Annotated in this window: 27 protein-coding genes; 13 read left to right on the top strand and 14 right to left on the bottom strand. The window is 55.9% G+C overall.

What is annotated here, in order from left to right; all coding sequences use genetic code 11:
- Positions 1 to 64: 64 nt before the first annotated feature.
- The 5 genes from JW885_11155 to dnaA all read right to left on the bottom strand — a co-directional run bounded on the left by JW885_11155 (position 65) and on the right by dnaA (position 8990).
- Positions 65 to 1144 carry a tetratricopeptide repeat protein gene (locus JW885_11155; protein ID MBN1882723.1) on the bottom strand — a complete coding sequence of 360 codons (1080 nt, stop codon included), beginning with the start codon at positions 1142 to 1144 and terminating at the stop codon, positions 65 to 67.
- Positions 1134 to 3590 carry a DNA gyrase subunit A gene (gene gyrA / locus JW885_11150; protein ID MBN1882722.1) on the bottom strand — a complete coding sequence of 819 codons (2457 nt, stop codon included), beginning with the start codon at positions 3588 to 3590 and terminating at the stop codon, positions 1134 to 1136. Before gyrA ends, JW885_11155 begins: the two co-directional genes overlap by 11 nt.
- Before the next feature lie 191 nt (positions 3591 to 3781).
- Entirely contained in the window at positions 3782 to 6196 is a 2415-nt protein-coding gene (gene gyrB, locus JW885_11145) for a DNA topoisomerase (ATP-hydrolyzing) subunit B (protein MBN1882721.1), read from the bottom strand.
- Positions 6197 to 6278: 82 nt separating this feature from the next.
- The gene (dnaN, locus tag JW885_11140) at positions 6279 to 7400 is read right to left on the bottom strand and encodes a DNA polymerase III subunit beta (protein ID MBN1882720.1); all 1122 of its coding nucleotides are present in this window, start codon (positions 7398 to 7400) and stop codon (positions 6279 to 6281) included.
- A gap of 228 nt (positions 7401 to 7628) precedes the next feature.
- Positions 7629 to 8990 carry a chromosomal replication initiator protein DnaA gene (gene dnaA, locus JW885_11135; GenBank protein ID MBN1882719.1) on the bottom strand — a complete coding sequence of 454 codons (1362 nt, stop codon included), beginning with the start codon at positions 8988 to 8990 and terminating at the stop codon, positions 7629 to 7631.
- Between the two features lie 423 nt (positions 8991 to 9413).
- On the opposite strand from dnaA, the gene JW885_11130 reads away from it, so the two are divergent.
- The 3 genes from JW885_11130 to JW885_11120 are packed head-to-tail and all read left to right on the top strand — an operon-like array spanning position 9414 to position 11502.
- On the top strand, positions 9414 to 9818 hold the full coding sequence (locus JW885_11130) for a hypothetical protein (protein ID MBN1882718.1): 405 nt from the start codon (positions 9414 to 9416) through the stop codon (positions 9816 to 9818).
- Positions 9785 to 10711: an amidohydrolase gene (locus tag JW885_11125; GenBank protein ID MBN1882717.1), complete on the top strand. Its 927-nt coding sequence runs from the start codon at positions 9785 to 9787 to the stop codon at positions 10709 to 10711. Before JW885_11130 ends, JW885_11125 begins: the two co-directional genes overlap by 34 nt.
- Positions 10712 to 10743: 32 nt before the next feature.
- Positions 10744 to 11502 carry a hypothetical protein gene (locus JW885_11120; protein MBN1882716.1) on the top strand — a complete coding sequence of 253 codons (759 nt, stop codon included), beginning with the start codon at positions 10744 to 10746 and terminating at the stop codon, positions 11500 to 11502.
- Positions 11503 to 11538: 36 nt separating this feature from the next.
- On the opposite strand, the gene hemL is transcribed toward JW885_11120, so the two are convergent.
- Entirely contained in the window at positions 11539 to 12840 is a 1302-nt protein-coding gene (hemL, locus tag JW885_11115) for a glutamate-1-semialdehyde 2,1-aminomutase (GenBank protein ID MBN1882715.1), read from the bottom strand.
- A gap of 121 nt (positions 12841 to 12961) precedes the next feature.
- The gene (locus tag JW885_11110; protein MBN1882714.1) at positions 12962 to 13429 is read right to left on the bottom strand and encodes an Lrp/AsnC family transcriptional regulator; all 468 of its coding nucleotides are present in this window, start codon (positions 13427 to 13429) and stop codon (positions 12962 to 12964) included.
- A gap of 320 nt (positions 13430 to 13749) precedes the next feature.
- Here JW885_11110 and JW885_11105 point away from each other — a divergent pair, with 320 nt between their 5' ends.
- From JW885_11105 to JW885_11095, 3 genes are read left to right on the top strand one after another with little or no spacing between them, the layout of a single operon-like run.
- Entirely contained in the window at positions 13750 to 14409 is a 660-nt protein-coding gene (locus JW885_11105) for a hypothetical protein (GenBank protein MBN1882713.1), read from the top strand.
- Between the two features lie 43 nt (positions 14410 to 14452).
- On the top strand, positions 14453 to 14815 hold the full coding sequence (gene dksA, locus JW885_11100) for an RNA polymerase-binding protein DksA (GenBank protein MBN1882712.1): 363 nt from the start codon (positions 14453 to 14455) through the stop codon (positions 14813 to 14815).
- A complete protein-coding gene (locus JW885_11095; GenBank protein MBN1882711.1) occupies positions 14812 to 15234 on the top strand; it encodes a polymer-forming cytoskeletal protein in 423 nt (140 codons plus the stop codon). The genes dksA and JW885_11095 overlap by 4 nt, the downstream gene beginning before the upstream one ends.
- 396 nt (positions 15235 to 15630) lie before the next feature.
- Here JW885_11095 and atpE read toward each other — a convergent pair whose 3' ends face one another.
- From atpE to JW885_11075, 4 genes are read right to left on the bottom strand one after another with little or no spacing between them, the layout of a single operon-like run.
- Entirely contained in the window at positions 15631 to 16017 is a 387-nt protein-coding gene (gene atpE, locus JW885_11090) for an ATP synthase F0 subunit C (protein MBN1882710.1), read from the bottom strand.
- A 57-nt stretch (positions 16018 to 16074) separates the two neighbouring features.
- The gene (gene atpB / locus JW885_11085) at positions 16075 to 16746 is read right to left on the bottom strand and encodes a F0F1 ATP synthase subunit A (protein MBN1882709.1); all 672 of its coding nucleotides are present in this window, start codon (positions 16744 to 16746) and stop codon (positions 16075 to 16077) included.
- A 2-nt stretch (positions 16747 to 16748) separates the two neighbouring features.
- A complete protein-coding gene (locus JW885_11080; GenBank protein MBN1882708.1) occupies positions 16749 to 17147 on the bottom strand; it encodes an ATP synthase subunit I in 399 nt (132 codons plus the stop codon).
- 16 nt (positions 17148 to 17163) lie between these two features.
- Positions 17164 to 17439 (bottom strand): AtpZ/AtpI family protein, encoded by a 276-nt coding sequence (locus JW885_11075; GenBank protein ID MBN1882707.1) that lies wholly within the window; start codon positions 17437 to 17439, stop codon positions 17164 to 17166.
- Between the two features lie 30 nt (positions 17440 to 17469).
- Here JW885_11075 and JW885_11070 point away from each other — a divergent pair, with 30 nt between their 5' ends.
- A complete protein-coding gene (locus JW885_11070) occupies positions 17470 to 17664 on the top strand; it encodes a hypothetical protein (protein MBN1882706.1) in 195 nt (64 codons plus the stop codon).
- Positions 17665 to 17847: 183 nt separating this feature from the next.
- On the opposite strand, the gene JW885_11065 is transcribed toward JW885_11070, so the two are convergent.
- Positions 17848 to 18138: a hypothetical protein gene (locus JW885_11065; GenBank protein ID MBN1882705.1), complete on the bottom strand. Its 291-nt coding sequence runs from the start codon at positions 18136 to 18138 to the stop codon at positions 17848 to 17850.
- A 458-nt stretch (positions 18139 to 18596) separates the two neighbouring features.
- Between JW885_11065 and JW885_11060 the strand changes: the two genes are divergently transcribed.
- The 5 genes from JW885_11060 to JW885_11040 all read left to right on the top strand — a co-directional run bounded on the left by JW885_11060 (position 18597) and on the right by JW885_11040 (position 22772).
- The gene (locus JW885_11060) at positions 18597 to 19769 is read left to right on the top strand and encodes a thiolase family protein (GenBank protein MBN1882704.1); all 1173 of its coding nucleotides are present in this window, start codon (positions 18597 to 18599) and stop codon (positions 19767 to 19769) included.
- Positions 19769 to 20938, top strand: coding sequence for a thiolase family protein (locus JW885_11055; protein ID MBN1882703.1), 1170 nt, complete (start codon positions 19769 to 19771; stop codon positions 20936 to 20938). The genes JW885_11060 and JW885_11055 overlap by 1 nt, the downstream gene beginning before the upstream one ends.
- Before the next feature lie 16 nt (positions 20939 to 20954).
- Entirely contained in the window at positions 20955 to 21437 is a 483-nt protein-coding gene (locus JW885_11050) for a hypothetical protein (protein MBN1882702.1), read from the top strand.
- A 15-nt stretch (positions 21438 to 21452) separates the two neighbouring features.
- A complete protein-coding gene (locus JW885_11045) occupies positions 21453 to 21935 on the top strand; it encodes an OB-fold domain-containing protein (GenBank protein MBN1882701.1) in 483 nt (160 codons plus the stop codon).
- Positions 21936 to 22181: 246 nt separating this feature from the next.
- Positions 22182 to 22772, top strand: coding sequence for a hypothetical protein (locus tag JW885_11040; GenBank protein ID MBN1882700.1), 591 nt, complete (start codon positions 22182 to 22184; stop codon positions 22770 to 22772).
- Positions 22773 to 22922: 150 nt separating this feature from the next.
- Here the strand turns inward: JW885_11040 and JW885_11035 are convergent, their stop codons facing one another.
- Positions 22923 to 23525: a PHP domain-containing protein gene (locus JW885_11035; protein ID MBN1882699.1), complete on the bottom strand. Its 603-nt coding sequence runs from the start codon at positions 23523 to 23525 to the stop codon at positions 22923 to 22925.
- A gap of 169 nt (positions 23526 to 23694) precedes the next feature.
- On the opposite strand from JW885_11035, the gene JW885_11030 reads away from it, so the two are divergent.
- Positions 23695 to 24900, top strand: coding sequence for an alcohol dehydrogenase catalytic domain-containing protein (locus tag JW885_11030; GenBank protein ID MBN1882698.1), 1206 nt, complete (start codon positions 23695 to 23697; stop codon positions 24898 to 24900).
- 233 nt (positions 24901 to 25133) lie between these two features.
- Here the strand turns inward: JW885_11030 and JW885_11025 are convergent, their stop codons facing one another.
- Entirely contained in the window at positions 25134 to 25943 is an 810-nt protein-coding gene (locus tag JW885_11025; GenBank protein MBN1882697.1) for a response regulator, read from the bottom strand.
- Positions 25944 to 26126 lie beyond the last annotated feature (183 nt).

Raw genomic sequence — 26126 nt, 5'->3', positions numbered from 1 at the left:
TATCATATGCGTACACACCGCCCGTTCGTATTACGATGTCCGCCCGGCGTCCTGCGGAAACCATCTAAAAGAGCTTGAACCCCTCTTTCTTCTCGCCCGTGTCGCCTTCGGATTCGCCGCCCGTCTCGGAATCCGCGGGGGGCGCATCGTCGATCCCGTCCCCCGTCACCTCCGTGTCGTCCCCGGACTCCCCACCGTCGTCCGCGTCATCCCGCTCGATGACGATGATCTCATCTGAGCTGATCCATTCGTCATCACCGTCTTCCTCGTCTGCATCCTTGTCGGTCCGTTTTTCGGGAAGCTCCGAGAATCCCCGGTACGCCTTTTCCGGGGCGGGTGAGGCCATTTTTTCCTGTATTTCATTGATGCCCTCTATTCTCAGCTCCACCACCCGGGGACTCGGGTATGTCGGAAGCAGCTCCTCGTAGAGCCGTTTCGCCTCCTCGAGGTCCCCCGCCTCCTCGGCGGCGGCGGCGATATAAAATCGGCTGTCATGAACGTATTCACTCTCCGGGAACTCGTCGATCACCCGCTGGTAATACTCTACCGCCTTTTCAAGCTTCCCGCCGCCCTCGATGAAGTAGGTGCTGGCGATATTGTAGTACACTTCCGGGACCAGCTCCGAGTTCGGATAGCTGTCGAGCAAAATCAGGTACTCAAGACGGACCTGGTCGAAATCCCGCAGTTGGAAGAAGCACTGGGCCAGCATGTATTGGTACTGGTCCATGCCGTCACGGTTCGGGTATTTCTCAATGAGCTTCCTGAGCTCGACGATCGCCTGCATCGGGTCGTCCAGCTTGTTCACGTATATCTCAACGATCTTCGCCTGGGCGTCGAAGGCGTTCTTGTTCTTCGGATAATAGTAGATCAGGTGGGCGAAATCGTCCACGGCCTCTTCATATTCCTTCAAATAGAGATAATTGACCAGGCCGCTCTGGTAGAGGGCCTCGGGGGCCCAGGAGGAATCCGGGGTGTAGGTGGCGATTTTCCTGTACACCTCCACGGCGCTGGAAAATTCACCCTTCTCAAACAGCGCCTCACCGCGGCGATATTGACTCTCCATCGGATCCTGCGTGCAGGAGACTACCAGCAGCATCACTGCCAAAAAGAAAGTGAAAAGATACGTCCTGCTGCTATTGGTCATCACCATTCTCCCGCTCCGCCAGCACGGCGATTCCGGACAGGTTCTCGCCCGACTTCAGGTTCATCAATTTCACGCCCTGGGTGTTTCTGCCCATGATGGAGATGTCTTTTGAGTCCATCCTCAAAAACATCCCCTTGTTGGAGATCATCATCACTTCATCGTCGTCGTTGATCGTACGCACACCCACCACGGGCCCGGTCTTCGCGCCGGTCTTCATGGTGATGATTCCCTTGCCCCCGCGGCGGGTCGTGCCGTATTCGGTGAGCTTCGATCGCTTCCCGAAGCCGTTTTCGGTGACGGTGAGGATGTATTTCTTTTTGTTCACCAGGGCGATACTGATTACCCGGTCGTCCCCCGAAAGGTTGATTCCCCGAACCCCCTGGGCGGACCTGCCCATGGTCCGGATATCCGACTCGGGAAACCTGATGGCGCATCCCTGGGAGGTGGCGAGGATGACGTCCACCGTGTCCTTCTTCTCCTGAAACACGGTCCGGGCCGCCACCAGCACGTCGTCATCCGCGAGCCCCATCGCCACCACACCCGAGTGCTTCGCGTTCCTGAACTCCGAGGCGGTGGTTTTCTTTATCATCCCGCTTCGGGAGGCCATCACCACCGACTCGTCGTCCGCGGCGATATCACTGATGACCAGCATAGACGCGATTTTCTCGTCCGGGAGCATCTGGACGAGATTCGAGGCCGATCGCCCCCGGCTGACCCGTCCCGCCTGGGGGATTTCGTGGACCTTCAGCCCGTACGCCCTCCCGGCGTCCGTGATGATGAGGACCTGATCGTGGGTCTGGGCGACGAACAGCCGTTCCACGAAATCGCCTTCGTATATATCCATGCCGGAGACGCCCTTCCCCCCCCTCTTCTGGGTCCGATACTGGGAAAGGGGCGTCCGCTTGATGTAGTTGTTGTGGGTGACGGTGACGATCATATCCTCCTGGGCCACCAGGTCCTCGATGGTCAGCTCCTTTGTCTTAGAGAGGATCTCCGTCCTGCGCTCGTCGGCGAATTCCCGCTTGATCTCAGAAAGCTCCTTGGTAATCACATCCATCAGGACGCTCTCGTCCGCCAGTATCCTCTTCAGCTCCTCGATGAGGGCCAGTATCTCGCGGTATTCCTTTTGTACCTTCTCCACTTCCAGGGAGGTCAGCCGTCCCAGGCGCATGTCGAGGATCGCCTGGGCCTGGATGTCCGAGAAGCCGAAACGTTTCATCAGCCTCGTCTTGGCGTCCGGTTGATTCTTGGAGGTCTTGATGATCTCGATGACCTCATCGATGTTGTTCAGCGCCGTGACGAGTCCCTCGAGGATATGCGCCCGTTCCTCGGCCCGGGCCAGGTCGTACCTGGTCCTGCGGGTGACCACCTCCCTCCGGTGCTCCACGAAGTATAAGAGCATCTCCTTGAGGGCGAGGATTCTCGGTCTGCCGCCGACAATGGAGAGCATGATGATGCCGAACGTCGTCTCCATCGGCGTCGTCTTGTAGAGCTGGTTCAGAACGATGGTCGGTATCACATCCTTCTTCAGCTCGATGACGATCCTCATCCCGTCCCGGTCGGATTCATCCCTCAGATCGCTGATGCCTTCGAGCTTCTTGGTCTTGACAAGGTCTGCGATCCGCTCTATCAGCTTCGCCTTGTTGACGTTGTATGGTATCTCCGTGACGACGATGGCGTTCTTCCCGGTCTTGGGCTGCTCCTCTATCATCGCACGGGCGCGGATGAGAACACGCCCCCGGCCGGTCTTGTACGCCTGGACGATGCCGTCGATGCCGTAAATGAAGCCGCGGGTGGGAAAATCCGGGCCCGGTATATGCTTGATCAGCTTTTCGACCGTGATGTCCGGATCCTTGATGACCGCCTGGATGCCGTCGATCAACTCCCCCAGGTTGTGGGGCGGGATATTCGTGGCCATGCCCACGGCGATGCCGGAGGACCCGTTCAACAAGAGATTCGGAATACGGGAGGGGAGGACCAGCGGCTCCGATTGTGTTTCGTCATAGTTCGGTTGAAAATCGACGGTATCCTTTTCGATGTCGGCGAGAAGGCTCTCGGCGATCTTGGCCATCCTGGCCTCGGTATACCGCATGGCCGCGGCGGAATCGCCGTCGACGGAGCCGAAGTTCCCCTGGCCGTCCACGGTGGGATGGCGCATGCTGAAATCCTGGGCCATGCGGACCAGGGTGTCATATACGGCGGCGTCTCCGTGGGGGTGGTACTTGCCGATCACATCGCCCACGATTCGGGCGGATTTTTTATAGGGTTCGTTGTGAAAATTTCGGAGGTCGTACATCGCGTACAGAATGCGGCGGTGCACCGGCTTCAGACCATCGCGGATATCGGGGATGGCCCTGCCGATGATGACGCTCATGGAATAATCGATGTACGAGCGTTTCATCTCGTCTTCGATGTTTATCGCCGCTATCTGGCTCTTCTCTGTCATTCTCTCGCCTTGTCCATCAACCATGCCGCATATATCTCACCGCCCGATCGTTCTTTGCGGGAAATACGTTCCGGGCGGTCATGCGTCACGGTATTGTTCTTCGTCAGTGTGTTTTTGGAGGGATCTTTCGGCCGTGCCACAAACGTCTTTCATCCCACACATGAGACGTCCCCGCACCACCGGAATACGCGTCAGATATCAAGGTTCCGGACATCCAGCGCGTGCTTTTCAATAAAATTTCTTCTCTGCTCCACCTGGTCTCCCATGAGAATGGTGAATATCTCGTCGGATTTCACAAAATCCTGAATGTTCACCTGCAGGAGCGTTCGTCGCTCCGGGTCCATCGTCGTCTCCCAGAGCTGGTCCGGGTTCATTTCTCCCAATCCTTTATATCGCTGTACGTTTCTCCCCTTCTTGCCCCGATCAAGCAGGAAGGAAACGATCTCCTCGTAGCTTTTTCGGACGATGGTCTCCTTGTCGTTTCGAAAGGTGAACTCGTCATCTCCAAGCTCCCGGAGGTCTTGATACAGCTCCCGCAGCTCCTCGAATTCCGGAGACGTCAGGAAGTTCACGTCGAACACGAAGCTTCTCAGGCTGCCGTTTCTCCTGGTCCGGCAGACGACCTGAGTCCCCTCGTGCTCCGTGTCCTCCTCAAGATCGAAGATCACCTCACTCATGTCCGGCGCCGCGTGAGCGAGGCGCTTTTCTATCGCACCCAGGGTCTTTTTCAGATTGGTGCGTTTTTCTTTTTTCAGAATCTGCGGGCCGATCGCCCCCTCTGCAACAAGGGCGTACACCAGATCCTTGTCCATCTTTCGCTTATGGATGTGATCGAGGATATCCCCGAAGCGCATCATCTTTTTCGTCAGCCCCACCAGGCGTTTTCCGGACACCGTTTTTCCATCCGGGCGCACAAGACCGACACCGGAGACGCCCAACTCCAAAAGATAGTCCTCCAAACCCTCCTCGTCCTTGATGTACATCTCTTCCTTCCCCTTCTTCACCCGAAAGAGGGGGGGCTGGGCGATGTAAAGGTAGCCGTTCTCCACAAGCTCCGTCATGTGACGGAAGAAGAAGGTGAGAAGAAGCGTCCTGATGTGGGAGCCGTCCACGTCGGCGTCGGTCATGATGATGATCTTGTGATACCTCAGCTTCGAGACGTCGAAGTCCCCGGGGCCGATGCCGGTCCCGAGGGCCGCGATCAGCGTCTTTATCTCCTCGGACGAGAGCATCTTGTCGAATCTCGATTTCTCCACGTTGAGGATTTTCCCCCGAAGGGGGAGTATCGCCTGGTTTCTTCTATCCCTGCCGCTCTTGGCGGAACCGCCGGCGCTGTCCCCCTCGACGATGTAGAGCTCACTCAGGGAGGGATCCCGCTCCTGGCAGTCCGCGAGCTTGCCGGGAAGCGTTGTGGAGTCGAGCGCCCCCTTTCTCCTCGTCAGTTCCTTGGCCTTTCTGGCCGCCTCCCGGGCCAACGCCGCCTCCGCCGCCTTCTTGACCACCTTTTTCGAGACCGTCGGGTTTTCATCCAGATACGCCGACAACCTCTCGTTTATCAGCGCCTCTACGATACCCTTCACCTCGGAATTTCCGAGTTTTCCCTTCGTTTGTCCCTCGAACTGGGGATTTGATATCTTTATGGAGAGCACGGCGGTCATTCCCTCGCGAACGTCATCGCCGGTGAGATTCTCTTTCAGGTTCTTCAAGAGACCGTTGTTCTGGGCGTAGTTGTTTATCGTCCGGGTCAGGGCCGAGCGGAATCCCACCACGTGGGTTCCCCCCTCCCGGGTGTGGATGTTATTGACGAAGGAAAACATGCTCTCCTTGTAGGAATCGTTGTACTGTATGGCGCACTCCAGGAGCATGTTCTCCTTTTCAATCTCAATGTATATCGGCTTTGGATGGAGCGGATTTTTGTTCCGGTTCAGGTGCTCAACAAAGGAGACGATCCCCCCCTTGTACATGAACTTTTCTTCCGTGTCCGTCCGCTCATCGATGAGGGAGATCTCTATTCCCCTGTTGAGAAAGGCGAGCTCGCGCAGGCGCTCCGCCAGGATGTCGAAGGAGTACTTCGTCTCCTCGAAAATGGTGTCGTCCGGCTTGAATTTGACCTTCGTCCCCCGGCGCTTCGTGGTGCCGATCACCTCGAGCTTCGCCTGGGGCTTTCCGTATACATATTTCTGGTAGTAGACCTTGTTCTCCCTCTTTATTTCCATCTCCAGCTCTTTGGAGAGGGCATTGACTACACTCACGCCCACGCCGTGCAGGCCGCCGGAGTATTTATACGTATCGCTGTCGAACTTGCCCCCGGCATGAAGGGTCGTCATCACCACCTCCGCGGCCGGCTTGTTTTCGGTCTTGTGCATATCGACCGGGATTCCCCTGCCGTTGTCGATGACGGTGATGGAATTGTCTATATGGATGAAGACCTTTACCTTCGTACAGAATCCCGCCAGGGCCTCGTCTATGGAGTTATCCACAACCTCGAACACCAAATGGTGAAGCCCCGCCGCTCCCGTGGAGCCGATATACATGGCGGGGCGCTTCCTGACCGCCTCAAAACCCTCGAGAACCTTTATTCTGTCGGCATCGTATTCTTTTCCCATCGTTTTGAACGCACTCCTCCACAGAACGTAGTAAATCTCAGTTCATCCGTACTAGTATATCATATCTTACAGAATCAATCCACTAAATCTTCATCGGCATAATGATGAAGAAATACCCCTTCTCTTCGGCGGGTCGCACTTCTCCGGGGCTGGAATCGTCAAGGAGGCGAAAAACCACCACGTCATCATCAACGGCGTTGAGAATATCAAGAATGTAGTTCGCGTTGAATCCTATTTCAAACTCATTTCCGGAGTATTCCACCGGGACCTCCTCTCGGGCGGTTCCCATTTCCGGGCTCTCTGAGCTGATCTCCACCATGTTCGGGGAGATATGAAATTTCACCATGCGTACGCGGTCATAGGAGAGAATCGAGACCCTCCGTAAGGTCCTGATGAATTCCTCCCTCGGAAAGGTGATCACCTTGTCGTTGGACTGGGGAATGACCTGTCGATAATCGGGAAATCTCCCGTCTATCAGCCGCATTACCAACGTCGTGCCGTCCCGATGCACCATCAGGTTGTTTTCCTCCACCCTCATGCCGATCGCGTCTTCCCCCTCATCAAGCATCTTTTTCAGCTCGCTCAATCCCTTTCGCGGCAGGATGATCCCCTTTTTCAGGACCTCGGGCAGTTCCCCGTCGATAGCCGTCTCCACAAGAGACAGCCGATGCCCGTCCGTCGCCACCATACGAAGCGTCTTTCCCCCGCTCTCCTCCACCGCCTCACAGTACACCCCGGAGAGATTGTACCTGACGTCTTCATGAGATACGGCGAATATGGTCTTATCGACCATACTTTCAATAACCGGGGGCTCCATGAACCATTGGTAGTCCCCTGGAAACAGGGGCACTTCTGGAAAATCCTCGGAAGACAGTCCCACAAGGTTGAAAACCGACCTGCCCGCGTTTATCTCCACCCAGTTGTTTTCCTGTTTCTTGAAATGAATCGTCATCCCGTCCGGGATTTGGCGTACCACCTCGTACAGCATTTTCGCATCAACGGTGATACCTCCCTCGATGATTCCCTCGCATGTGTAGGTATCCCGTATCCCGACTTCGAGATCAGTGGCTTCTATGGTAAGGACGTCCTGTTCCGATTTTAACAGAACGTTTGACAAAATCTGTATGGTGTTTTTTTTCTCAACAATGCTTTGAGTCAATCCCAGTCCTCTGAGGATTTCCTCACGAGCAATCTTGAATTCCATATATCAACTCCTTGGGAACGGCCTAATAAGATAATACAATGTTATTAATAAAAATAGTAGTGGTAGTATGTCCTGTGGACTGTTGATAAATTAATTAAGTATATAACAAAATTACGCTTTTTCAAATAAAAAACATGGGGAAAGAAAGTGGAAAGAGGTGGAAAAACCGGTAAAAAAGGATACCGGTCGATCATACACATCTTTTCAACAGGAGTTGTTCACAGTTTTTTACCCCAAAAGCTTGATCTGGTTCTCTATGGAAAAAATGTTGTGGCGAAATTGCTTGTCCTCGTTTATCTTTCGTTCCACCTTCTTCACCGCGTGAATGACGGTGGAGTGATCTTTGCCGCCGAATCTCTTTCCTATCTCCGGGTATGACGCCTTGTTGATCTTTTTGCAGAGGTACATCGCGATCTGTCTCGGCTCCGCCACCGCCTTCAGACGCTTCTGGGACTTGAGGTCCGACACCTTCAGCTTGTAATATTTTGCAACGATTTTCTGAATGTTCTCGATGCTCTCCGGATGATCCTTGTCCCTGATGAAGTTCTTCAGGGCGCTTCGGGCGAAATCAAGGGTGATCTCGCTGCCGTCGAGGGAGGATTCCGCGATGAGCCGGGTGAGCATGCCCTCCAGCTCACGGATGTTCGGCTTGTCGTTGACGATGGAGGCGATGAAAAACGCGACGTCGTCGGATATCTCGAGGTGGTGCTGTTTTTCCGCCTTTGTTTTCAGGATCGCCACCATGTGTTCGATGTCCGGATAGTCGATGTCCGCGATCAAACCCCACTCGAATCGTGATCTGAGCCGTTCTTCGAGGCCCGCGATCTCTTTTGTGATCTTGTCGCTGGTGAGAACGATCTGCTTTTGACTTTCGTACAGCGCGTTGAAGGTGTGAAAAAATTCCTCCTGGGTCTGTTTCTTGCCGGCGAAGAACTGGATGTCGTCCACCAGGAGCACGTCCATTCCGCGGTACTTTTTCTGGAACTCGTGCATCTTTTCGTACCGGATGGACCGAACCAGCTCGTTGACGAATTCTTCGGAGGTGACGTAGAACACCTTCATATTTGGGTAGTTATCCAGGATGCCGTTGCCGATGGCGTTGAGGAGATGGGTTTTCCCGAGCCCCACGCCGCCGTAGATGAAAAGAGGGTTGTAATCCCTCGCCGGATTTTCAACGACCTTCTCGCAGGCCGCCTTGGCGAATTCGTTTGACGGGCCCTTCACGAATTCACCGAGAAGGTATTCCGACTTCAGGCGCTGGCGCCACACGCCGCTGGTGGAGTCGGAAGAGACGACGGGACGACGCTCCTCGACGAGGTCCGGCTCCTCGAAAGCGTCGACCTCCACAAGGTCCTGGGAGATTGTCAGCCGTACCGAATGACCGTCCATTCCCGATAACGTGAGACTCTCCATGATGATGTCGTGGTAGTGTTCGTCTATCCAGTCCCGGAAAAACTTATTGGGAACCTCCAGGTAAATACTGCCGTTTTTTATTTCTTTGAGCTTGAGAGATTTAAACCAGAGGTCGAAGGTGTTCTCCGGTACTTTCTTTTGAATGGTTTTTATGACTTCTTCCCAGACCGTTTCCATTAATGATGACTCCGTAAGTATTTTTATAAGAAAAAACAACAGGTTACATGGCGAAAAAATGTGGAAAAACCAAAATTACAGGAAAAACAAAGGGTTATACCAAAAAAAAATTGAGTTCTCCACAGTTTTGCTCACAGGTGTGGAAAACTCAACGTTCTTTTCTCGAAAAAAAGAAAACCGGTGGTGTAAGAGCTTTTTCTTTTTACATCTCATAATCCGTGGAATTGAGGATGGCGATTTCCGCCCGAGCGAGCAGAATAGTAGCACGTAGAGACGTGCGAAAACAAAAGTATTAAAACAAAAGAACGAGATGTTGTCAAGGAGATTCTCCCCTGAAAGCGGTTTTTGGAATGATCTTGACAACCGACGGGGGTAAACCATACTATTGAGACCATACGTAAGGAATTCATTCGAGGTGTCGTGATGACCGGCGATGTGCGGATTACCATAAGGGCGGGGACGGTATCTATGGATGCTGAGCTTCTTGATACCGAGACGGCGCGCGCCGTCGTTTCGTGCCTGCCGATCACGGGAAAGGTCAATAGGTGGGGGGAGGAGATCTATTTTCAGATACCGATGGAGATGGGGAGAGATGCCGGCGCCCGGGACGTTGTGGGAGCCGGGGAGCTGGGATACTGGCCGGACGGAAACGCATTTTGTATCTTCTTCGGTAAAACCCCCGCCAGCAGGGGGGATGAGATCAGGGCGGCCAGCCCCGTCAACATATTCGGACGAGTTGTGGGGGACGCGATGCGCTTTGGCGACGTCTCCGACGGGGAGGAGATAATCGTCACGTGCAAGGGCTCGGAGGCGACAGACGGGGGATGATCGACGCCCATGTACATATCCTCCCCCGGGCCAGGCTCCGGGGACTGATGCGGTGGATAACAAGAAGCTTTCCGGACCACCCGGTTCCTGTGAATATCGATGAAGCGGGGATCAGGGCGGATCTCGCCGCACACGGCGTTCGCGGATTTTTCAACCATGTCTATCCCCTTTCCCCACAGGAGACCGATTCCCTCAACGAATTCTGCCGTGATCTGTCGGTCAGGATGCCGGAGTCCGCGCCCTTCGGATCTCTTCACGTGGAGACGCCGGACAAGCGGGGGGTTGTCAAACGACTCATCGAGGAGTATCGGTTCACGGGCCTCAAGGTTCACCCGTTCATACAGGATTTCGATCCCGCCGATGAGCGTATGATGGAGGTCTACGGGTTGATGGAGGAGTATCAAAAGCCGGTCTTCATTCATACCGGATTCGACGAGTTTTACGGGAAAGCACTTCCGGCCGATCGCATCGAGACGATTCTGGAGCGGTTTCCGGGACTGCCGCTGGTGCTCTCCCACGTACTCTTTCCGAAGTTTCGGGACGCGGAAGCAATCATGGAGCGATTTCCACAGGTGTTACTCGACGCCACGAACGTCTTCGGGGCGCTCAGGATCTTCCGACATACGGCGAATGACGACACGGGCGGCGGCGCCATCGAAAAACCGGAGGAGACATTTCGCTCGCTGATGGAGAGGTTCGGTCACCGGACGCTCTTCGGGTCGGATCATCCGGCGGGGATCGGCGGCCTGGGGGAGATCCATGACGACCTCACGTCGTTCGGTCTTACTGATGACCTCCTTCGCATGATCACACGGGAGAACCCCCGGCGGTTCATCGCCCGGTTCGCTCCGCATATCGACGACTCGTGGGAAAAGAGGGGAGTATACGAATGATTCGAAACAGGATCGTCACACCGGCCGCGCGTGTGCGGCTGGATCGATTTCAGATCATATTAATCGCCTCATTGATTCTAACGTCGTGCGCGCTCTACACCCTTCACTTTTTCGTTTTTCATGACGCGCACCACATCTTCATCTACATGCTGGGCGATATCGCCGTCATGCCCATCGAGGTCCTTGTCGTCACGCTCATCATCCACCGGATGCTCCAGATGCGGGAGCGGGGTGCCCTGATGACGAAGCTCAACATGGTCATCGGCGCCTTTTACAGTGAGATGGGTATTTCCCTGATACAGACCGTTTCGACCATCGATTTGAGCATCGACGCCATACGGGACGATATTCTCACCGGGCACGACTGGTCCGATTCACAGGTTGGGAGGATCAAGGCGATACTGGATTCATACTTCCCGGACATTGAAATCGGCATGTGCAACCTGCCGCTCCTCAAGGAATTTCTGCTGGGAAAGCGGGAGTTTCTGCTGAGACTTTTGGAAAACCCGAACCTGCTGGAGCACGAGACCTTCACCGATCTCCTCTGGGCGGTGTCGCACCTCCAGGAGGAGTTATACTTCCGCGAGGACTTCTCAATCCTCCCCAAAAGCGATCTTGCCCACCTGACGCTGGACATCAAGCGGGCGTATCTGTTGTTGCTCAAGGAGTGGGTGGTCTATATGAGACACCTCAGGAAAAACTATCCCTACCTCTTTTCATTGGCGGTCCGCCTGAATCCCTTTGATACAGAGGCGTCGGTGGTGGTTAGGGAAGCCCCCCTGGACGATTGAAGGGTGATTCGAGCGTCCTGTGAGGCGTGAGGGCGCCTACAGGGCCGAAAGGCTCTCGGCCGCCGCCCGGATGGTCGTCTCTATGTCCTCACCGGTGTGGGCGGCGGAGACGAACAGCGCCTCGAAGGCGGACGGCGCGAAATAGTGCCCGAGGGTTCCGTCGCCCTTCAGCATGGCGTGGAAATATTTCTTGAACCGCTCTCCGTCGGCGTTCTTAGCGTCGACGAAGTTCCGTACCGGCGAGTCCGTGAAGAAGAGACACGCCATGGTCCCCACCTGCGCCCCCCACATCGGGACGCCCGCTTTTTCCGCCGATAGGAGGATTCCCCGAACGAGGCGCTCGGTCTTTTCGACGATGCCGGAAAAGAGACCCGGCTCCTTGAGGATCAAGAGCGTCGCAAGCCCTGCGGCCACCGCCACCGGATTTCCGGAGAGGGTCCCCGCCTGGTAGACGTCCCCCACCGGCGCCAGGGATTCCATAATGTCCCGGCGGCCCCCCACCGCGGCGAGGTTGTACCCGCCGCCGACGACCTTCCCGAGCATTGTCAGATCGGGATCGAGACCGAAGAGCGTCTGGGCGCCGCCCAGGTCCGCCCGGAATCCGCTCATTACCTCGTCGAAGATCACAAGGGCGCCGTTTTTCCGGGCGAGCTTCAGGATGCCGGGGAGATACCCCTCCACAGGCGGGACGACCCCCATGTTTCCCGGCACCGGCTCCACGATCACCGCGGCGACCTTTTCGGCATACTCAGTGAAGACCCCCTCAAGGGCCTCAAGATCGTTGAAGGGCACGGTAACGGTATCCCGGGCGGTGCCGGGGGTGACCCCGGGGGTGGAGGGGATCCCGAGGGTGGCGGCTCCGGAGCCGGCGGCGGCCAAAAGCGAATCCACGTGGCCGTGGTAGCACCCCTCGAACTTGATAATGATATCCCGGCCGGTGTATCCCCGGGCCAGGCGAATGGCGGTCATGGCCGCCTCGGTGCCCGAGCTGACCAGCCGAAGCATCTCCATGGAGGGGAAAAACGACACCACCAGTTCCGCGAACCGCACCTCGGCCTCGGTGGGGGCGCCGAAACTGGAGCCTCCCCGGGCCGCCTCAATTGCTGTGTCCACTACCGCCTCGTGGGCGTGCCCCAGGATCAGAGGACCCCAGGACAAAACATAGTCGATGTACTCATGACCGTCGACGTCGAACAGTCGGCAGCCCTTTCCCCGGCTGATGAAGGGCGGCGTGCCTCCCACGGACCGAAACGCCCGGACGGGGCTGTTGACGCCGCCGGGAATGATCTTCTCGGCCCTGGAAAGAAGCGTTTTCGAAGAGGTGGCATCGCTGGTCATGATTTGTGTGAACCTCCGTTGTTAAAGGGCGTTTCTTTTTTGAAAAAACCAGTGACATGAATGGGGAGGGACCCACGGAAAGCCGTTTCCCGATCCCAGGACATCCCCCCTCGAACACCGCTCACGGAGAGAGGTACCGGGGGCTCTTTTTTTTCAGCTCCCGGATCGTCTCCAGCACGGTGTAATCGGAGAGCCCGCACCTTTGGGAGAGGTCCTCGATGACCGTCTTAAGCTCCCGGTCGGACGTCGCGTGGATCATCGTGTACAGGGTATAGGGCCAGTCCGGGGTCGGCTCCCGCAGGTAGCAGTGACTCACCGCATCGCTTTCCGTCATGACGCCCGCGGCGTCGTCCGCACGGCGGGCGTCCACGCTCCATGCCACCATGGCGTTTTTCACATACCCGCTCTCGGTATGCCGCAGAACCGCCCCGAAGCGGCGGATCGTACCGTTGTCTCTCTCCCGTGAGAGGATCGCAAGGAGTTGTTCGGTCTGAATGCCCGCTTCATCCGCCCATTCGTCAAAGGGACGGCGCTCGATGGGAAGGTCCCCCGAGGCGACGGCCAAGACTTTTTTGGTTGTCTCGTCCATATCAGGGTAAATTATGCGGCATGGGCGCGTATCTGTCAAGGCGAATCAGGGAAGAAGGTTCCCATCTCGATGGGCGTCTGTCGAGGGTGACGAATGTTCGGGAGAACAAAACGCACCTCTGTCCGAGTCGTTTCCGGAGAAAAAGGGGGAAAGTCCCCGAAAGGGGGAAAGTCCCCTCTTAAAAATTCTATTGACGTATCATCGCATATCTTATAAAATATTATATTTTCCATCGGCAAGGGGTGCCGGGGGCGCATAAGGGGGAAGGGATCGAGGGGGGAGACGGGACGGAAGAGAGAGGGGGGGCGGGAAAAGAAGGGATGAGGGTGAGGGATGGGATAGCCGCAGGACGATTCGAGGGTGGGGGATGCGAGGGATCATGGAGCGGCGAAGAGAAGGGCCCTGAGGTGAAAAACAGATCGGCGTCGGACGAAAGAACGGGAGGGGCGATCATGACGTCCCTAAAAAATAACACGTATCGTATTAAAACATCACTCATCGCCTCATCCATCACCGCTTTCCTGCTTTCTGTGGTGATGCTCATCCAGTCGGCTGCATATAACGATCCAACACCGCGTTTGGCGGCCCTGGTTGCCGTTCTTATACCGTTTTACTACGTTTTTTTGGAGATACTATTCAGACGAATCATCGTAGACGATCAGCGGCTGATTAAAAAAACGCTGTGCACCCGTCGCGTTGTGGATGCATCTTCGATTTCGCGGGCCGGGCGTGCGGACGTCAAAGACAGAACGTTTATCGTTGTGGAGACGGAAGGGAAAAGACCCCTCCTCGTCTCAAATTCATACGATCGCTTCGGAGAATTAACCGAAGCCGTTATCGGCCTGGCGGGGGAGGACGCCGCCAGCGATGCGTTGAAAAAGATGCCACGGGAACGACATCGCAGAAAATCGGATCTGATTAATGTATGGATGGCGGCCCTCGTGTTCGCGGCGGTGATCGCCGTACGGTTCGCAGGATAACCGGTGAAGAATGGAGCTCATCGGGATGTTGGGAGGAGATACGATGGAAAAGAAAAAGCTCCAGGAATTCAGGAAGCTGTTGGAGGATTGGCTGGAGCAGCTTTTGAATGAGGCGGACAATACCGTCTCGAATATGACCGATTCCAGAAAAGATTTTGCGGATCCCACGGATCGTGCGTCTCATGAATCGGACAGGAACTTCGTGCTTCGTATCAGAGACAGAGAACGCAAGCTCATCATGAAAATAAAGAGCGCTCTTGATCGAATCGAAGACGGCACTTTCGGTATCTGTGATGAATGCGGCGAGGAGATCTCTGAAGAGAGGCTCAAGGCCCGACCGGTCACAACGCTGTGTATACATTGCAAGACCGAATCCGAGGCCCGTGAAAAACGGGGAAATGGATGATGGAGCAAAAAAAGAACCGAGATCACGAGGCGCCTAGACAGGAAAATGAGGCGCCGGAACTGACCTCGTACATAGGCCCCGGAAACGACCTTTCGGGCACCATGACATTTGCGGGAAAGACCGTGATCATGGGGAGCTCTCTTAAGGGAACAATAACCGCTACCGACGGTGCCGGGCAATTGTACTTCGGCCCGCAGTCCGAGGTGGACGGGGAAGTGGAAGGCAAGAACGTCACCATGGCGGGGAAAATGCGGGGGAGCATTGAAGCCCCCAGGGTCACGATGACCGCCACCGCGCGATTTTCCGGAGATATTTACACAAAAAAGGGTTTGACGGTGGAAACCGGGGCGAAGATGAATGCGAAAATAAAAATGAAGGGGAAAAGAAAAAAGAAAAAAGCAACACCGGAAAACCAGTAAAAAAACCCCCACCCCCCCAAGCACGCGCACGGGGCACACGCTGTGCGATCATCCTCATCTTAAAAAAGCATCGAGCCGCAGGACCGATGACACCTCACACCCCACACATCACCCAGCCATCGTAGAACAAAAGCACCATAAAATGAATTGCGGGCCGTTCGTTCCCTCAAGACGGTATCGGACGCTCCCCTACACGGAAGACTGAAAGATCCCGGCGAACACGGATTCTCATTGCGACCGACAAAAAACATGTCGCACACGGTCGTGCGTCTGGGAAGGAAGGGGTAAAGACGGACCGACGGGGAGGGGATGGGAGGGAATACGCATGTAAAAAAGCGGCGGCGAGGTGATCGTACCTCGCCGCCGTAAAAAATACGTGTGGTATATGCCGTGATTCTACACGCCGAACAAGGCGGTAAACGGGTTGGCGAACAGGAGAATCAACGCGATGATCAGGGCGTAAATCGCGTTTGATTCGATCATCGCGAGACCGATCATCATGGTGGTCAGAATACGACCGTAGGTATCCGGATTTCTCGCAACGCCGTCCACGGCGCCCCTCACGGCGCTTCCCATACCGATACCGGTACCGTTCGCCCCGAGACCGATTGAGAGCCCGGCTGCGACCACCGTGGCTGCGAAGAATGCCACGTATCCTTTGTCAAGCAGTGTCACCGTATCACTAGCCTCTTCGTCGCCGTGTTCCTGGGCCAATACCAGGCACGTGCCGACAAGGCAGAGTGCTGCGAAGACACAAAGCACTATCAGTGTCTTTTTTACCATGAGAGAACTCCTTTCAACCGAATAGTATCGTTTCCATCTGTTTTAAAGTGTGTATTGTTAATGGGCCTCTTCCATGGCGCCGCTGATATAGAGCATCGTCAACAAGATGAAGACAAACGTCTGCAGGGCGCTGGTGAGGATCATAAGGAACAAGAACGGCAGCGGCAGAATATAGGGAATCAAAATCAACAGGACAAACAGCACCAAATCCTCGCCTCGAATATTACCGAACAACCGGACGGACAGTGACAGGGGCCTGGAAAGGTGACTGATGACCTCGATGGGAAACATCAGGGGAACGAGCCACAAAACCGGTCCCAGAAACTGCTTGATATATTTGAAACCGTGGTTCCATACCCCGACAACATGGGTGATGACGAATACCACCAGGGCCATGGCGGCGGTGGTGTTCAGATCCGCAGTGGGAGAGTGAAAACCGGGGATGACGCCGATTATGTTCGCCGTGAAGATGAAGAGGGCTTCCGCCACCAACAGGGGCATGAACGCCCGGCCCCGCTCCCCCATTGTATCGTTGATCAGATTATTGAGGGCCATGAGCACCATTTCGATGACGTTCTGAATCGGGTTGGGGACGACCGAGACCTTTCGCATGGAAAGATAGGCCAAAAGCCCGATAAATATCATGATCATCCAGGTGTAGGTGACATGCGGGGAGTGTTCGAAACCGGGGATCTTTATCAGATCCATAAAGAGATACGGATGTTCCATTGCTACGAGCTCCCAAGTTCTGTATGTTTTTTTCGTGTCGCGAGTATAGCCGCGAGAAAGAGATTGTTAATCAAGACCACCGACGCCCCCAGCGCAATGCCGAATGGATGAGCCCATCCATACAGGAGGAGGCCCGCAAGAATCGCTCCGGAGACGAGCAGTCGCAGCAGGAATCCAAGAACGACGGCAAAAGCGTCTTTTTGTTGGCCGTCCGCCGCGCCGGAAAGGATGTTCTTGAGGGAACGATACACGCCTGCGTGAATGAGAATAATCGCGAACCCGCCGGCGCATACACCCACCAGGAACTCACGGCCGCCGAAGATCGCGGTGAGGATGATCATCACGATAAGCAGCGGAATGCCGCCGACCCAGGAAAGCCGGGCGAGAGCCTCATCGGACACGGTGTACTCTTTCCGTTCAGGTACCGGGGTTTGAATCGTCTCTGACATTATTCGCCTGATCGTCCGTCTCTTCTTCGGGGTAGCCGTACTTCCGAGCGATGTGAAACATGTTTCTGAAGGCGGCGACGATGCCGAAAAGCAAAAACACGAGGGTCATCCAGGGCTTCGTTCCCAGCCATCGGTCAAGGTACACGCCGATGACCAGTCCGAACACAATGGCGAGAGCCATCGAGATACCGATACTGCTCAGATGCAGCAGCCGCATGAGCAGCTTTTTTCTTTCCTCGCTCATCTTCGCAATACACCCTCGGGAGCGTTTCCGATGGAGAAAAAAGCACCGGGGCTTTTAATCTCGACATACTCTCTTGGTACGACGGCCTCTGACGACCACCCGCTCCGGAAACGTGTCGGCCAAACGGAACGGGCGATGTTTTCGACCCTCTCCGTATCGGCCGCCGTCACCCCAGGCCCCTCGCTTCTGAATGAATACTCATTCAAACTGGTATTCATAGCATAATGAAATCGGGGTTGTCAAGAGAAAATGTAAAGTGATTCACAATCCGGCAAAGAGACATTCCGAATATAGGCGTGACGAACGGGGGCGAAAGAAGACGCGTCGGCATGTCGAGATGTGGTAATCCGGGACCCGACGGAAAGAGAGATGAATGTTCGGGATACGGGGGGAAACGACCCCGGTACCTCAACCGCCGTTTTTGAACAGGGCTTCCAGCTTCGCCTTGGCGAGTTCCGTTTTGTTTGGGGGGGTGTTTTCACGACGTTCCGTCTTGAAGCGGTAGTAGTCGCAGAAATTGTTTCGTTCCCGATCAGAGACCAGCTCGCTCTGGGGTTCACGACACTCGTTGTAGCTCATAGGGTCGTGGAAGACGCAGTTGAGACAGACGTGCAGGTCCGCACCGCAATTGGGACAGGTGTCCCGGACGGAGACGTAGTCGGACACGATCAGCTCACCGCACCGATAACAGTGTTTCATGACAAACGCTTTTGTGCCGACAGTCAACGCCGACACAACCTTTTTGTGTGATTAGTAAAATAGGGGGTTAGGCGTTTTCAGGACAAAGAAAAAGAAGTCTTTTCTTTTGTATCGGACAGACGCACGCTTGTCAATAAAAAAATAAACCCGTCATCCAGATACAATCCGTATCCCGTGAAAGCGGAGATGAGCACAACATCCTGTATGCGGGACCGATTCTCGGCCGTCCCATAGAGGTGTGTCGCGTCGCCGACGCGCCGGGAGAGAACGACGAGAAAAAAAGGAGTAACGACCGGTTTTTCTTGACTGACTGGTCAATCTATGCTATGAGGGTGGTGTCATATCCGATGGTACTCACCTCGCATCGACACCCGGGATTAAACACATATTGAGATCGTTCACGAAAGATGTGGCAACACCACCGGTTTGTTTTCCATACATCAATGGAGGTATACAGTATGCTGCGCAAAGTAGCCATCGTCAGTGCTCGTCAGACGAAATACGAAGAAAACAAGAGCGACGAGCGCTTTCAGGAGATGTGCTACCCGCTGGTGAAGGAATGTCTGGAGGAGACGGGCCTCGATTTTGTCCCCGGCAGGGGAATCGATTTCGGCATCACAAGCTCAGACGATTTCTTCGATCAGCGCACCATCTCCGACGGCCCCATGGGGGACCTGGTTGGAACGGGACGCTGGGGCGGCGAGGAAAAGGTGGCAACGGACGGCGCCATGGCCGTCATGTACGCCGCCGCGGGTATCGCCTCGGGGCACTATGACATCGTCATCGTGCTGGCTCACGCGAAGGAATCCCAGGTCGATTCACGAAATATCGTCACCTTTCACGCGTTCGAGCCGTTTTATACCCGGTTTCTTGGAATGGATTATACACAGGCCCTGGGTCTTCAGGCGGAATCGTACATGCACAAGTGGGGGGTCACCGAACAGCAGTTGGCGGAGGTATCTGTCCGGGCGGCGAAAAACGGAAAAAATAATCCGTTCGCCCAGCGCACGAAAAAGATCACCGCGAAGGACGTTTTAGGATCGAAGGTGATAACCACGCCCATCAAGGAGCTGGACCTGTATCCGGTCAGCGACGGGGCGGTGTGCATGATCCTGGCCGAAGAAAAGAAGGCGAGGGCGATCACCGACAAGCCGGTCTGGATCACCGGGTACGGCAACTGCTACGACTCCTATTTTATGGGCGACCGAAACCTCTGGGAGTCCATGAGCCTTCCCAAGGCGGCATGGGGCGCATATCGGCATGCGGGCATCACAGACCCGATGGAACAGCTGGATCTGGCCGAAATCAGCGTGCAGGCCACCTACCAGGAGCCGATGTGGTACGAGGGTCTGGGTTTTGCCGAACCGGGCAAGGGGATGGAGCTGTTTGAATCCAAACAGACCGATATGGGGGGGAAGCTGCCGGTCAATCCTTCTGGCGGACAGCTTTGTGGAAACCCACTGTTGCTTTCGGGCATCGTAAGAACGACGGAATGTTTCCTGCAGCTTCGGGGAGAGGCCAAAAAACACCAGGTAAAGGGGGCGACGCGCGCCCTGGCCCACGGCACTGTGGGGCCGGCGGGACAATTTCACGCCGTCCTGGTACTGGAAAACGATGAGGGAGGCAACTGATGACCAAACGGATGAGAAACGTTGCAATCACCGGGATCGGCCAGACCAGGCACCGGGGACACCGGGAAGATGTTAACATGATGGAACTGGTCAGCGAGGCCGTCGAGGAGGTCCTGGCGGATTCCCGGATAGATTTGAAGGATATCGATTGTATCGTACACGGAAACATGGAGCTCTTCGAGGGGATACACCAGCCGGACCTGTGGCACGTCCTGGGGGACGGCGCCTATGGAAAATCGGGCTATCGCATTACCACCGGCGGCACCACCGGGGCGACCATTGCCTGCTCGGCGGACCATCTGGTGGCGTCGGGCATGTATGAAAACGTGCTGGCCATCGGATGGGAAAAACAGGAAGAGGGAATGACCACCACCGGCATCACGAACATGGCCGACCCCCTCTGGGAGCGGGAGATACAGACCGGCGCCATCACGGGCACCCAGGGCGTGATAATGATGAACAAATTCGGCGAGCCCGCCAACCAGGCGGCGGCCGAGCTTCGCGTGCTCATGGCCCAGAACGCCCGGAAGAACTTCAAGGCCCATCTCAGGATCGACATCACCAGACAGGACGTCCTGGAATCGAGGGTGCTGGCGTGGCCGCTCAGGCTCCTTCACATGTGTCCCGAGTCCAACGGCGCCTGCGCCGTGCTCTTTTCATCGGAAGAACAGGCCAAAAAACTCCCCCAGAAGCCGGTCTGGGTGCACGATCATGTCACCGTCCACCGGCAGGAGACGTTTGACCTGGTCAACATCGGAGACCTGGATACCCACGGCGAGGCGGCCCGGGTGCTGTATGCGAGAAACGGCATCATCAATCCCATCAAACAGATAGGGGTCTTCGAGATGTACGACCCCCAGAGCTGGTGGGCGTTGGACTGGATCGGGAAGTTCTTGATGTTAGAAAACGGTGAGCAGATCGATATGGTGCTCAACGGAGATTTCGCCATCGACGGGAAGTTCCCGCTCAATCCATCGGGGGGGGTGGTCTCCTCAAATTCCATCGGGGCCACCGCCATCGTCAGGGTCGCCGAGGCGGCGCTGCAGATACGGGGGAACGCCGGGGATCACCAGGTACCGAAGGAAGTGGATCTCGCCCTGGCATCAGGATTCGGGGGCACCTTCTGGACGGTGCTGTTGCTTCTGGGCAAAAACAGGCCGGACAAATAGGAAAGGAGCGTTACCCATGGGTACCAAAACAGATAAACAGGGGCGAGAAATCGTCGAGATCAGATACGAGATGGGCATCCCCGGCACTTTCGCCACGGGTCCCATCATGGGACATATGCTTAATAAGCTGAAAGACAAGGAGCTGTGGGGCAACCGCTGCGGGAAGTGTCAGAACATCATGTTTCCCCCGAAGATCGTCTGTCCGAAGTGCTTCGAGGAGCCGACCGAGTGGGTGAAGCTGGACGACTATGGATACATCGCCACCTTCGACGTGGTTCACTTTCCGACCGTCAACCCCCTGACCGGGGAGATGCGCCCGGTGCCGTACACCACGCTGATCGTGGCCCAGCCCAGCGGCGGCGGCTTCTTCCACTTCTGCCTGGAGCACGATCCGGAGAAGCTGGCCCCCGGCAAGAAGGTGGTGCCGGTCTGGAGTGAGGATCGGAAGGCCACCCCGTCGGACCTCGAGGGTTTTGTTCTGGCCGATGATAAAGAGTAAAGAGAGGAGAGAATAATGTATACAGCAGAAAAACTTCCGCTGGATCAGAAAGACTGTTTCGGAAAGCGGGGACTGATGAGTATCCCGTACCGCTATTTTGCGGGACTCTTTCTCTCCGAGGCCCTCATCGCCCTGAGGGATGAGAAAAAAATCCTGGGCGCCCGGTGCGACACGTGCCACAAGGTCTTCGTGCCGCCCCGCTCCCGGTGCGAGCGGGATTTCACGAAGATCACGGAGCTGGTGGAGGTGGGCCCGGAAGGCGTGGTGGAGGAGTTCACGGTGGTCAACTACGAGGAGGAGTACTTCAAAAAGTTCTGTCCCATGCTGGAGATCCCCTATACCATGGCGCTCATCAAGCTGGACGGCGCGGACACGAAGCTTCTGCACCGTATCCCCGGGGACACGGTGAAGCGGGGTGATCGGGTGAAACCGAAGTGGGCGCCGGATGACAAGCGGGACGCCATGATCACCGACATCGAGTACTTCGAGAAGGTCTGACGGCACAAAAAAGGAAGAGAATAGAAACAAGACGGGCGGCGCGACAAGAAGCACCGCCCGTCTTTTTTGTGCACCACCCTTCGGTTTTGCCTCTTGATTTCGCCTCTCGTCATGTGATATAGAGGGCACAGTCCCCGCATCGCCCAAAAGAAGATGTCTTATGGGAGAAGAACGGGTATAACGGTTGGGGGGATGCGGAGAGCGGGGGACGAACGGCAGGCGGATTTTTCATTCCGGAGCGAGACGATGATCGATTCCACAAAAGCTGAAAACATGATGCGCCGTGCCGGTCGGCTCGCCCGGACTGTGGCGGTGACTCTTATGGCGTTCTTCCCTGCGGCCCTCGGCTTCTCCCAGGAGGGGCCGCCGTCCCTCCGGGTGGTAAACCTCGACGGACTCCCGAAGGACGTCTCCCGAGATCTGACGGATATCGGCTTTATAGCGGGCCTCGATCCTCAAGAAAACCCCCGCCTCTTCGCGGACTGCTGCGCCCTGAGTATCACAGAGGGAAGCGATGTCCGCTGCTACGAGCCGGATATGGCAATCGGTACGGATGTCGCATCGCTCACGGTGACGGTCGAGAAGGGGGCGTCTTTGAATTTCACCACGGCGCGGCCCGTGGACGGTGGTGTGCGGTGCGACGCCGCCGTTGTCGACCGGGATGGAAGCGTAACGTGCCTCGACCGGCCGGTGATCATCGACTACGCCCACAGAACCGTCTCTTTCACCGATATGCCGACACTCTCGTCCGGGGATGTGCTGATGCTTTTTGTGAAGGGCGCGTCTCCCTTTGAGGGCGGTCAGGAGAACACCGGCAGAAATTACGACTGCGGGTGATAGAAAAAACGGCCCCCCGGGTGCGGGGGCAGGCAGCGCCTGGAGCCATTATAGCGGTGGCTGTGACTCCCCAGGGATGCGGTGTGGGGATTCTGAGGTGTTTGGGGGTGGAGGGGTGGAACCGCCCGATCGAAGGGACGACCCTGCATGTCAGCCGCCGGAGACGACCGATACCTTTTTCCGTCTTCTCTTTCCCGAGATAAAACCGAGCTCGAAATCACCGGCTTTGACGGCCCGGAGGATGGCGTCCTTTTCCCGAATAGCGTTCACCTCGATCCAGGTTAGGCCGCAGGAGTGTTCGTCGTGGGCGTCGTCGGAGGCGATTTTGGGGAGCGGTATCTCGTCGGTGTCGTAAAACTTCGTGTAAAATCCCTTGTTGGTCACCTCGACGGCGTCGATCTTCCCCGGTCCGTTTTCATTGAAGAGGGCGATGCGCTTGTTCACCTCCCGGATGCTGATGCGGTAGGAGTCGGGGTGGCACAGGACGTGGAGCACCTCATTCTCGCCCTTGATCTGGAGCGTGTGATGGTAATAGATGTAGACCGGCTCCAGCTCTATCCCCTCGAAGATCATAATGCCGGGGACTTCCAGGGGAAACAGGTCGAAATAGGCCTGCTTCACCATGTACTCGTGGTCGGTGACGGCGATGAAATCAAACCCCAGGTCGCGATAGAACCCGGCCATATCACGAGGCTCGAAATGGCCGTCGGAATAGAGGGTGTGGATGTGGAGGTTCCCCTTGAGATATGACATGACAAACACATCGAATTATACAGGCCAAAGAGTCAATACTATCACGCCGGGGCGTAAAATCAAAGCCAAATTGCGTACCCGAAACCGGGAGAAAAATGACTTTTCTCGATGCCCGGCGCGTGTTATAACGGTCAAAAGACAGATTTTACCGGAAGAAAGGATACGGTACATGAAAGGGTTGTACTTTGAGCCGGATATAAAGAAGATTGTTATGATAAAGGCGCTCAGCGCCTTCTGGAAGAACGCTCCGCTTTCCGTTATCTCTCCGGTCACCTACGGGGAGGTCCCGGACCCGGAGCTTCCGGGCCCGAACTGGGTGCGGATAAAAAACAGGATGTGCGGTCTGTGCGGGTCCGACGTGCACTTCATGTTCCTGGAGATAGCCCCGAAGGTCGCCCCGGCGGCGATTCCATCGATACCCCGGAAATTTATCGGCCACGAGATGGTGGGGGAGATCGTGGAGGTCGGAGAAGGCGTCCGGAATTTCAAGACCGGAGACCGGGTGATCCTGAAGATCGACTGGCCGAGCTGCCACCAGAAGGAGACGGACCCGATGTGTCCCCAGTGCGAAAAGGGGAACTACCTGTTGTGCGAGAAGCCGGGGGCCGAGGGGTTGCCCCTGAACCAGGGGGGAGGCTTTTCCGACTTCATGGTGGCCCATACCTCCCAGCTTGTGAAGATAGAGGACGACATACCGGATGAAGACGCCATTCTTATCGAGCCAACCGCCTGCTCGGTGCGGGCCGCCCTCAAGCGGCTCCCTGAGCCGGGGGAGCGGGTGCTCGTCGTCGGCGCCGGCTCCATCGGGCTGAACATGCTTGCGGTGCTGAAGGCCCTGGTCCCCGACGTCGAGGTCTATATCGTGTCCCGGTATCCCCACCAGACGGAGCTGGCGGAAAAACTGGGAGCCGCCGGCGTTATTACAGGAAGGGATGTGTACCGGGAGGTGGCGGATATCACCGGGGGTAAGCTTTTCGATGCGCCCTTCGGCAACAGGATGATCATCGGCGGTTTCGACGTCATCTACGATACCGTCGGCAACGACGGCACCCTGGCCGACGCCCTCCGGTGGGTTCGGGGTGAGGGCACCGTCGTCCTGGTGGGGATCAATTTTTCCCCGAAGCGTCTCGATTATTCCCCCGTATGGTATCAGGAGGTGGAAGTTAAAGGGATAGACTGTCACGGGATGGAGACATTTCGCGGAGGACAGATGAGCTCCTTTGACGTGGCGCTGACGCTCTATCGGGAGGGGGCGCTGGATTTCACCGGTTTTCTCACCCATACCTTTCCGATGGAGGAATACCGAAAGGCCATCGACGTGTTTTTCAAAAAGGGGGAACACCGGGCGGTCAAGATAGCCCTGACCCACATGTAGGGGAAGAAAACGGCGGCGGGGGCGTCCGGGAGACAAAAAGTTTGGGGTGTGTGCGACATACGCAGACACCCCGTTTCCTGGTTTCTTGATATAAGCAGCCCGACGTCGGGACAAATGCCTCGTCGTTCGATCACGGACGACGACGATACGGCCGAAGCGGATGACGCTTCTTGTGTGTCGCGGCGTGTATTCGCCGGCGACGGCACGTCGGGAGAGACGAATGTGTTTTTCGATTATACGGACATGTTCTGTTCGTCCAGGAGGAGCTTCTTTTCCACCGCCCGCCGGGTAATGCGGGTAAGCACGTCGAGGGTCAAAGGCTTTTCGATAAAATCATACGCCCCCAGCTTCAGGGCCAGTACGGCCGAGTCCTTGTCCGCGTTGGCGGTGATGATGATGACCTGCGAATGGGATGACAACGCCTTTACGTGGCGGAGCAACTCGATACCGCTCTTGTGGGGCATGACGATATCGACGATGACGACATCGTGACGCTTCTCATTGAAGAGCTCGATTGCCTCCCTGCCGTCATAGGCGGGGTCGATGTTGGTAAAGCCGTCCTCCTCGAGGCTTTCTGTGATGATGCTGACGATCTCCTCTTCGTCGTCGGCAACCAGAATCCCCGCGCTGGATATTCTCACCAGGTCAAGTCCATAAGGGTTTTCGTAGATGAACTCGAGCGGCCCCTTGACGTCTTCAAAAGAGGTGTTGATTTCCTCGATTTCCTCTAAAGAAAAGGGCTTGTTCATGCACACATAGATGCCGCTCTCCAGGGGGGCGTCCGTGATTTTTTCGACGCTTTGCCCGCTGATCATGACCCCGGATATCTTCGGATCGATCTCCCTGAGTCGCTTGAGGGTCTCAAATCCGTCGATGCCCGGCATGCTGATGTCGATGTAGGCCAGATTGACGTCATGCTCTCGGGCGTAATCGATGGCGTCGTAGCCGTCGGAGACAACCGTAACGGAATGCCCCATATCTTTCAGGGCCTTCTCGAGATAATCACGAATCGACTGATCGTCGTCTACCACAAGAATGTTCATGTACGCCTCTCTCTTCGTTTCATCGGAAGTACAGGAAAATATGCATCATCCGGACATTCCGCCGCTCCCCGGATGAATGAGTGGTGAAATAGATAAAACTTCTTCGTCAGTATATCAAAATGTACACACATTTTAAACACACTTTTGTCGGGAATGCAACGAAAACATCCAATGCTGCCGTGA

It is taken from the genome of Candidatus Zymogenaceae bacterium (assembly GCA_016931225.1).
GTDB lineage: Bacteria > Desulfobacterota > Zymogenia > Zymogenales > Zymogenaceae > JAFGFE01.
Note: the sequence above shows the minus strand (reverse complement) of the source record. Positions and strands in the feature narration are given on the sequence as shown.

What these genes read in the sequence shown, in the direction of transcription:
- dnaA (MBN1882719.1), bottom strand. Translation starts at nt 8,990, where the DNA reads ATGGAAACGGTCTGGGAAGAAGTCATAAAAACCATTCAAAAGAAAGTA.
- JW885_11060 (MBN1882704.1), top strand. Translation starts at nt 18,597, where the DNA reads ATGCTGCGCAAAGTAGCCATCGTCAGTGCTCGTCAGACGAAATACGAA.
- JW885_11070 (MBN1882706.1), top strand. Translation starts at nt 17,470, where the DNA reads ATGGAGAAAAAAGCACCGGGGCTTTTAATCTCGACATACTCTCTTGGT.
- JW885_11095 (MBN1882711.1), top strand. Translation starts at nt 14,812, where the DNA reads ATGATGGAGCAAAAAAAGAACCGAGATCACGAGGCGCCTAGACAGGAA.
- atpE (MBN1882710.1), bottom strand. Translation starts at nt 16,017, where the DNA reads ATGGTAAAAAAGACACTGATAGTGCTTTGTGTCTTCGCAGCACTCTGC.
- JW885_11025 (MBN1882697.1), bottom strand. Translation starts at nt 25,943, where the DNA reads ATGAACATTCTTGTGGTAGACGACGATCAGTCGATTCGTGATTATCTC.
- dnaN (MBN1882720.1), bottom strand. Translation starts at nt 7,400, where the DNA reads ATGGAATTCAAGATTGCTCGTGAGGAAATCCTCAGAGGACTGGGATTG.
- JW885_11075 (MBN1882707.1), bottom strand. Translation starts at nt 17,439, where the DNA reads ATGAGCGAGGAAAGAAAAAAGCTGCTCATGCGGCTGCTGCATCTGAGC.
- JW885_11030 (MBN1882698.1), top strand. Translation starts at nt 23,695, where the DNA reads ATGAAAGGGTTGTACTTTGAGCCGGATATAAAGAAGATTGTTATGATA.
- JW885_11055 (MBN1882703.1), top strand. Translation starts at nt 19,769, where the DNA reads ATGACCAAACGGATGAGAAACGTTGCAATCACCGGGATCGGCCAGACC.
- hemL (MBN1882715.1), bottom strand. Translation starts at nt 12,840, where the DNA reads ATGACCAGCGATGCCACCTCTTCGAAAACGCTTCTTTCCAGGGCCGAG.
- JW885_11130 (MBN1882718.1), top strand. Translation starts at nt 9,414, where the DNA reads ATGACCGGCGATGTGCGGATTACCATAAGGGCGGGGACGGTATCTATG.
- JW885_11050 (MBN1882702.1), top strand. Translation starts at nt 20,955, where the DNA reads ATGGGTACCAAAACAGATAAACAGGGGCGAGAAATCGTCGAGATCAGA.
- gyrA (MBN1882722.1), bottom strand. Translation starts at nt 3,590, where the DNA reads ATGACAGAGAAGAGCCAGATAGCGGCGATAAACATCGAAGACGAGATG.
- dksA (MBN1882712.1), top strand. Translation starts at nt 14,453, where the DNA reads ATGGAAAAGAAAAAGCTCCAGGAATTCAGGAAGCTGTTGGAGGATTGG.
- JW885_11110 (MBN1882714.1), bottom strand. Translation starts at nt 13,429, where the DNA reads ATGGACGAGACAACCAAAAAAGTCTTGGCCGTCGCCTCGGGGGACCTT.
- atpB (MBN1882709.1), bottom strand. Translation starts at nt 16,746, where the DNA reads ATGGAACATCCGTATCTCTTTATGGATCTGATAAAGATCCCCGGTTTC.
- JW885_11035 (MBN1882699.1), bottom strand. Translation starts at nt 23,525, where the DNA reads ATGTCATATCTCAAGGGGAACCTCCACATCCACACCCTCTATTCCGAC.
- JW885_11065 (MBN1882705.1), bottom strand. Translation starts at nt 18,138, where the DNA reads ATGAAACACTGTTATCGGTGCGGTGAGCTGATCGTGTCCGACTACGTC.
- JW885_11155 (MBN1882723.1), bottom strand. Translation starts at nt 1,144, where the DNA reads ATGACCAATAGCAGCAGGACGTATCTTTTCACTTTCTTTTTGGCAGTG.
- JW885_11045 (MBN1882701.1), top strand. Translation starts at nt 21,453, where the DNA reads ATGTATACAGCAGAAAAACTTCCGCTGGATCAGAAAGACTGTTTCGGA.
- gyrB (MBN1882721.1), bottom strand. Translation starts at nt 6,196, where the DNA reads ATGGGAAAAGAATACGATGCCGACAGAATAAAGGTTCTCGAGGGTTTT.
- JW885_11040 (MBN1882700.1), top strand. Translation starts at nt 22,182, where the DNA reads ATGATCGATTCCACAAAAGCTGAAAACATGATGCGCCGTGCCGGTCGG.
- JW885_11105 (MBN1882713.1), top strand. Translation starts at nt 13,750, where the DNA reads ATGAGGGTGAGGGATGGGATAGCCGCAGGACGATTCGAGGGTGGGGGA.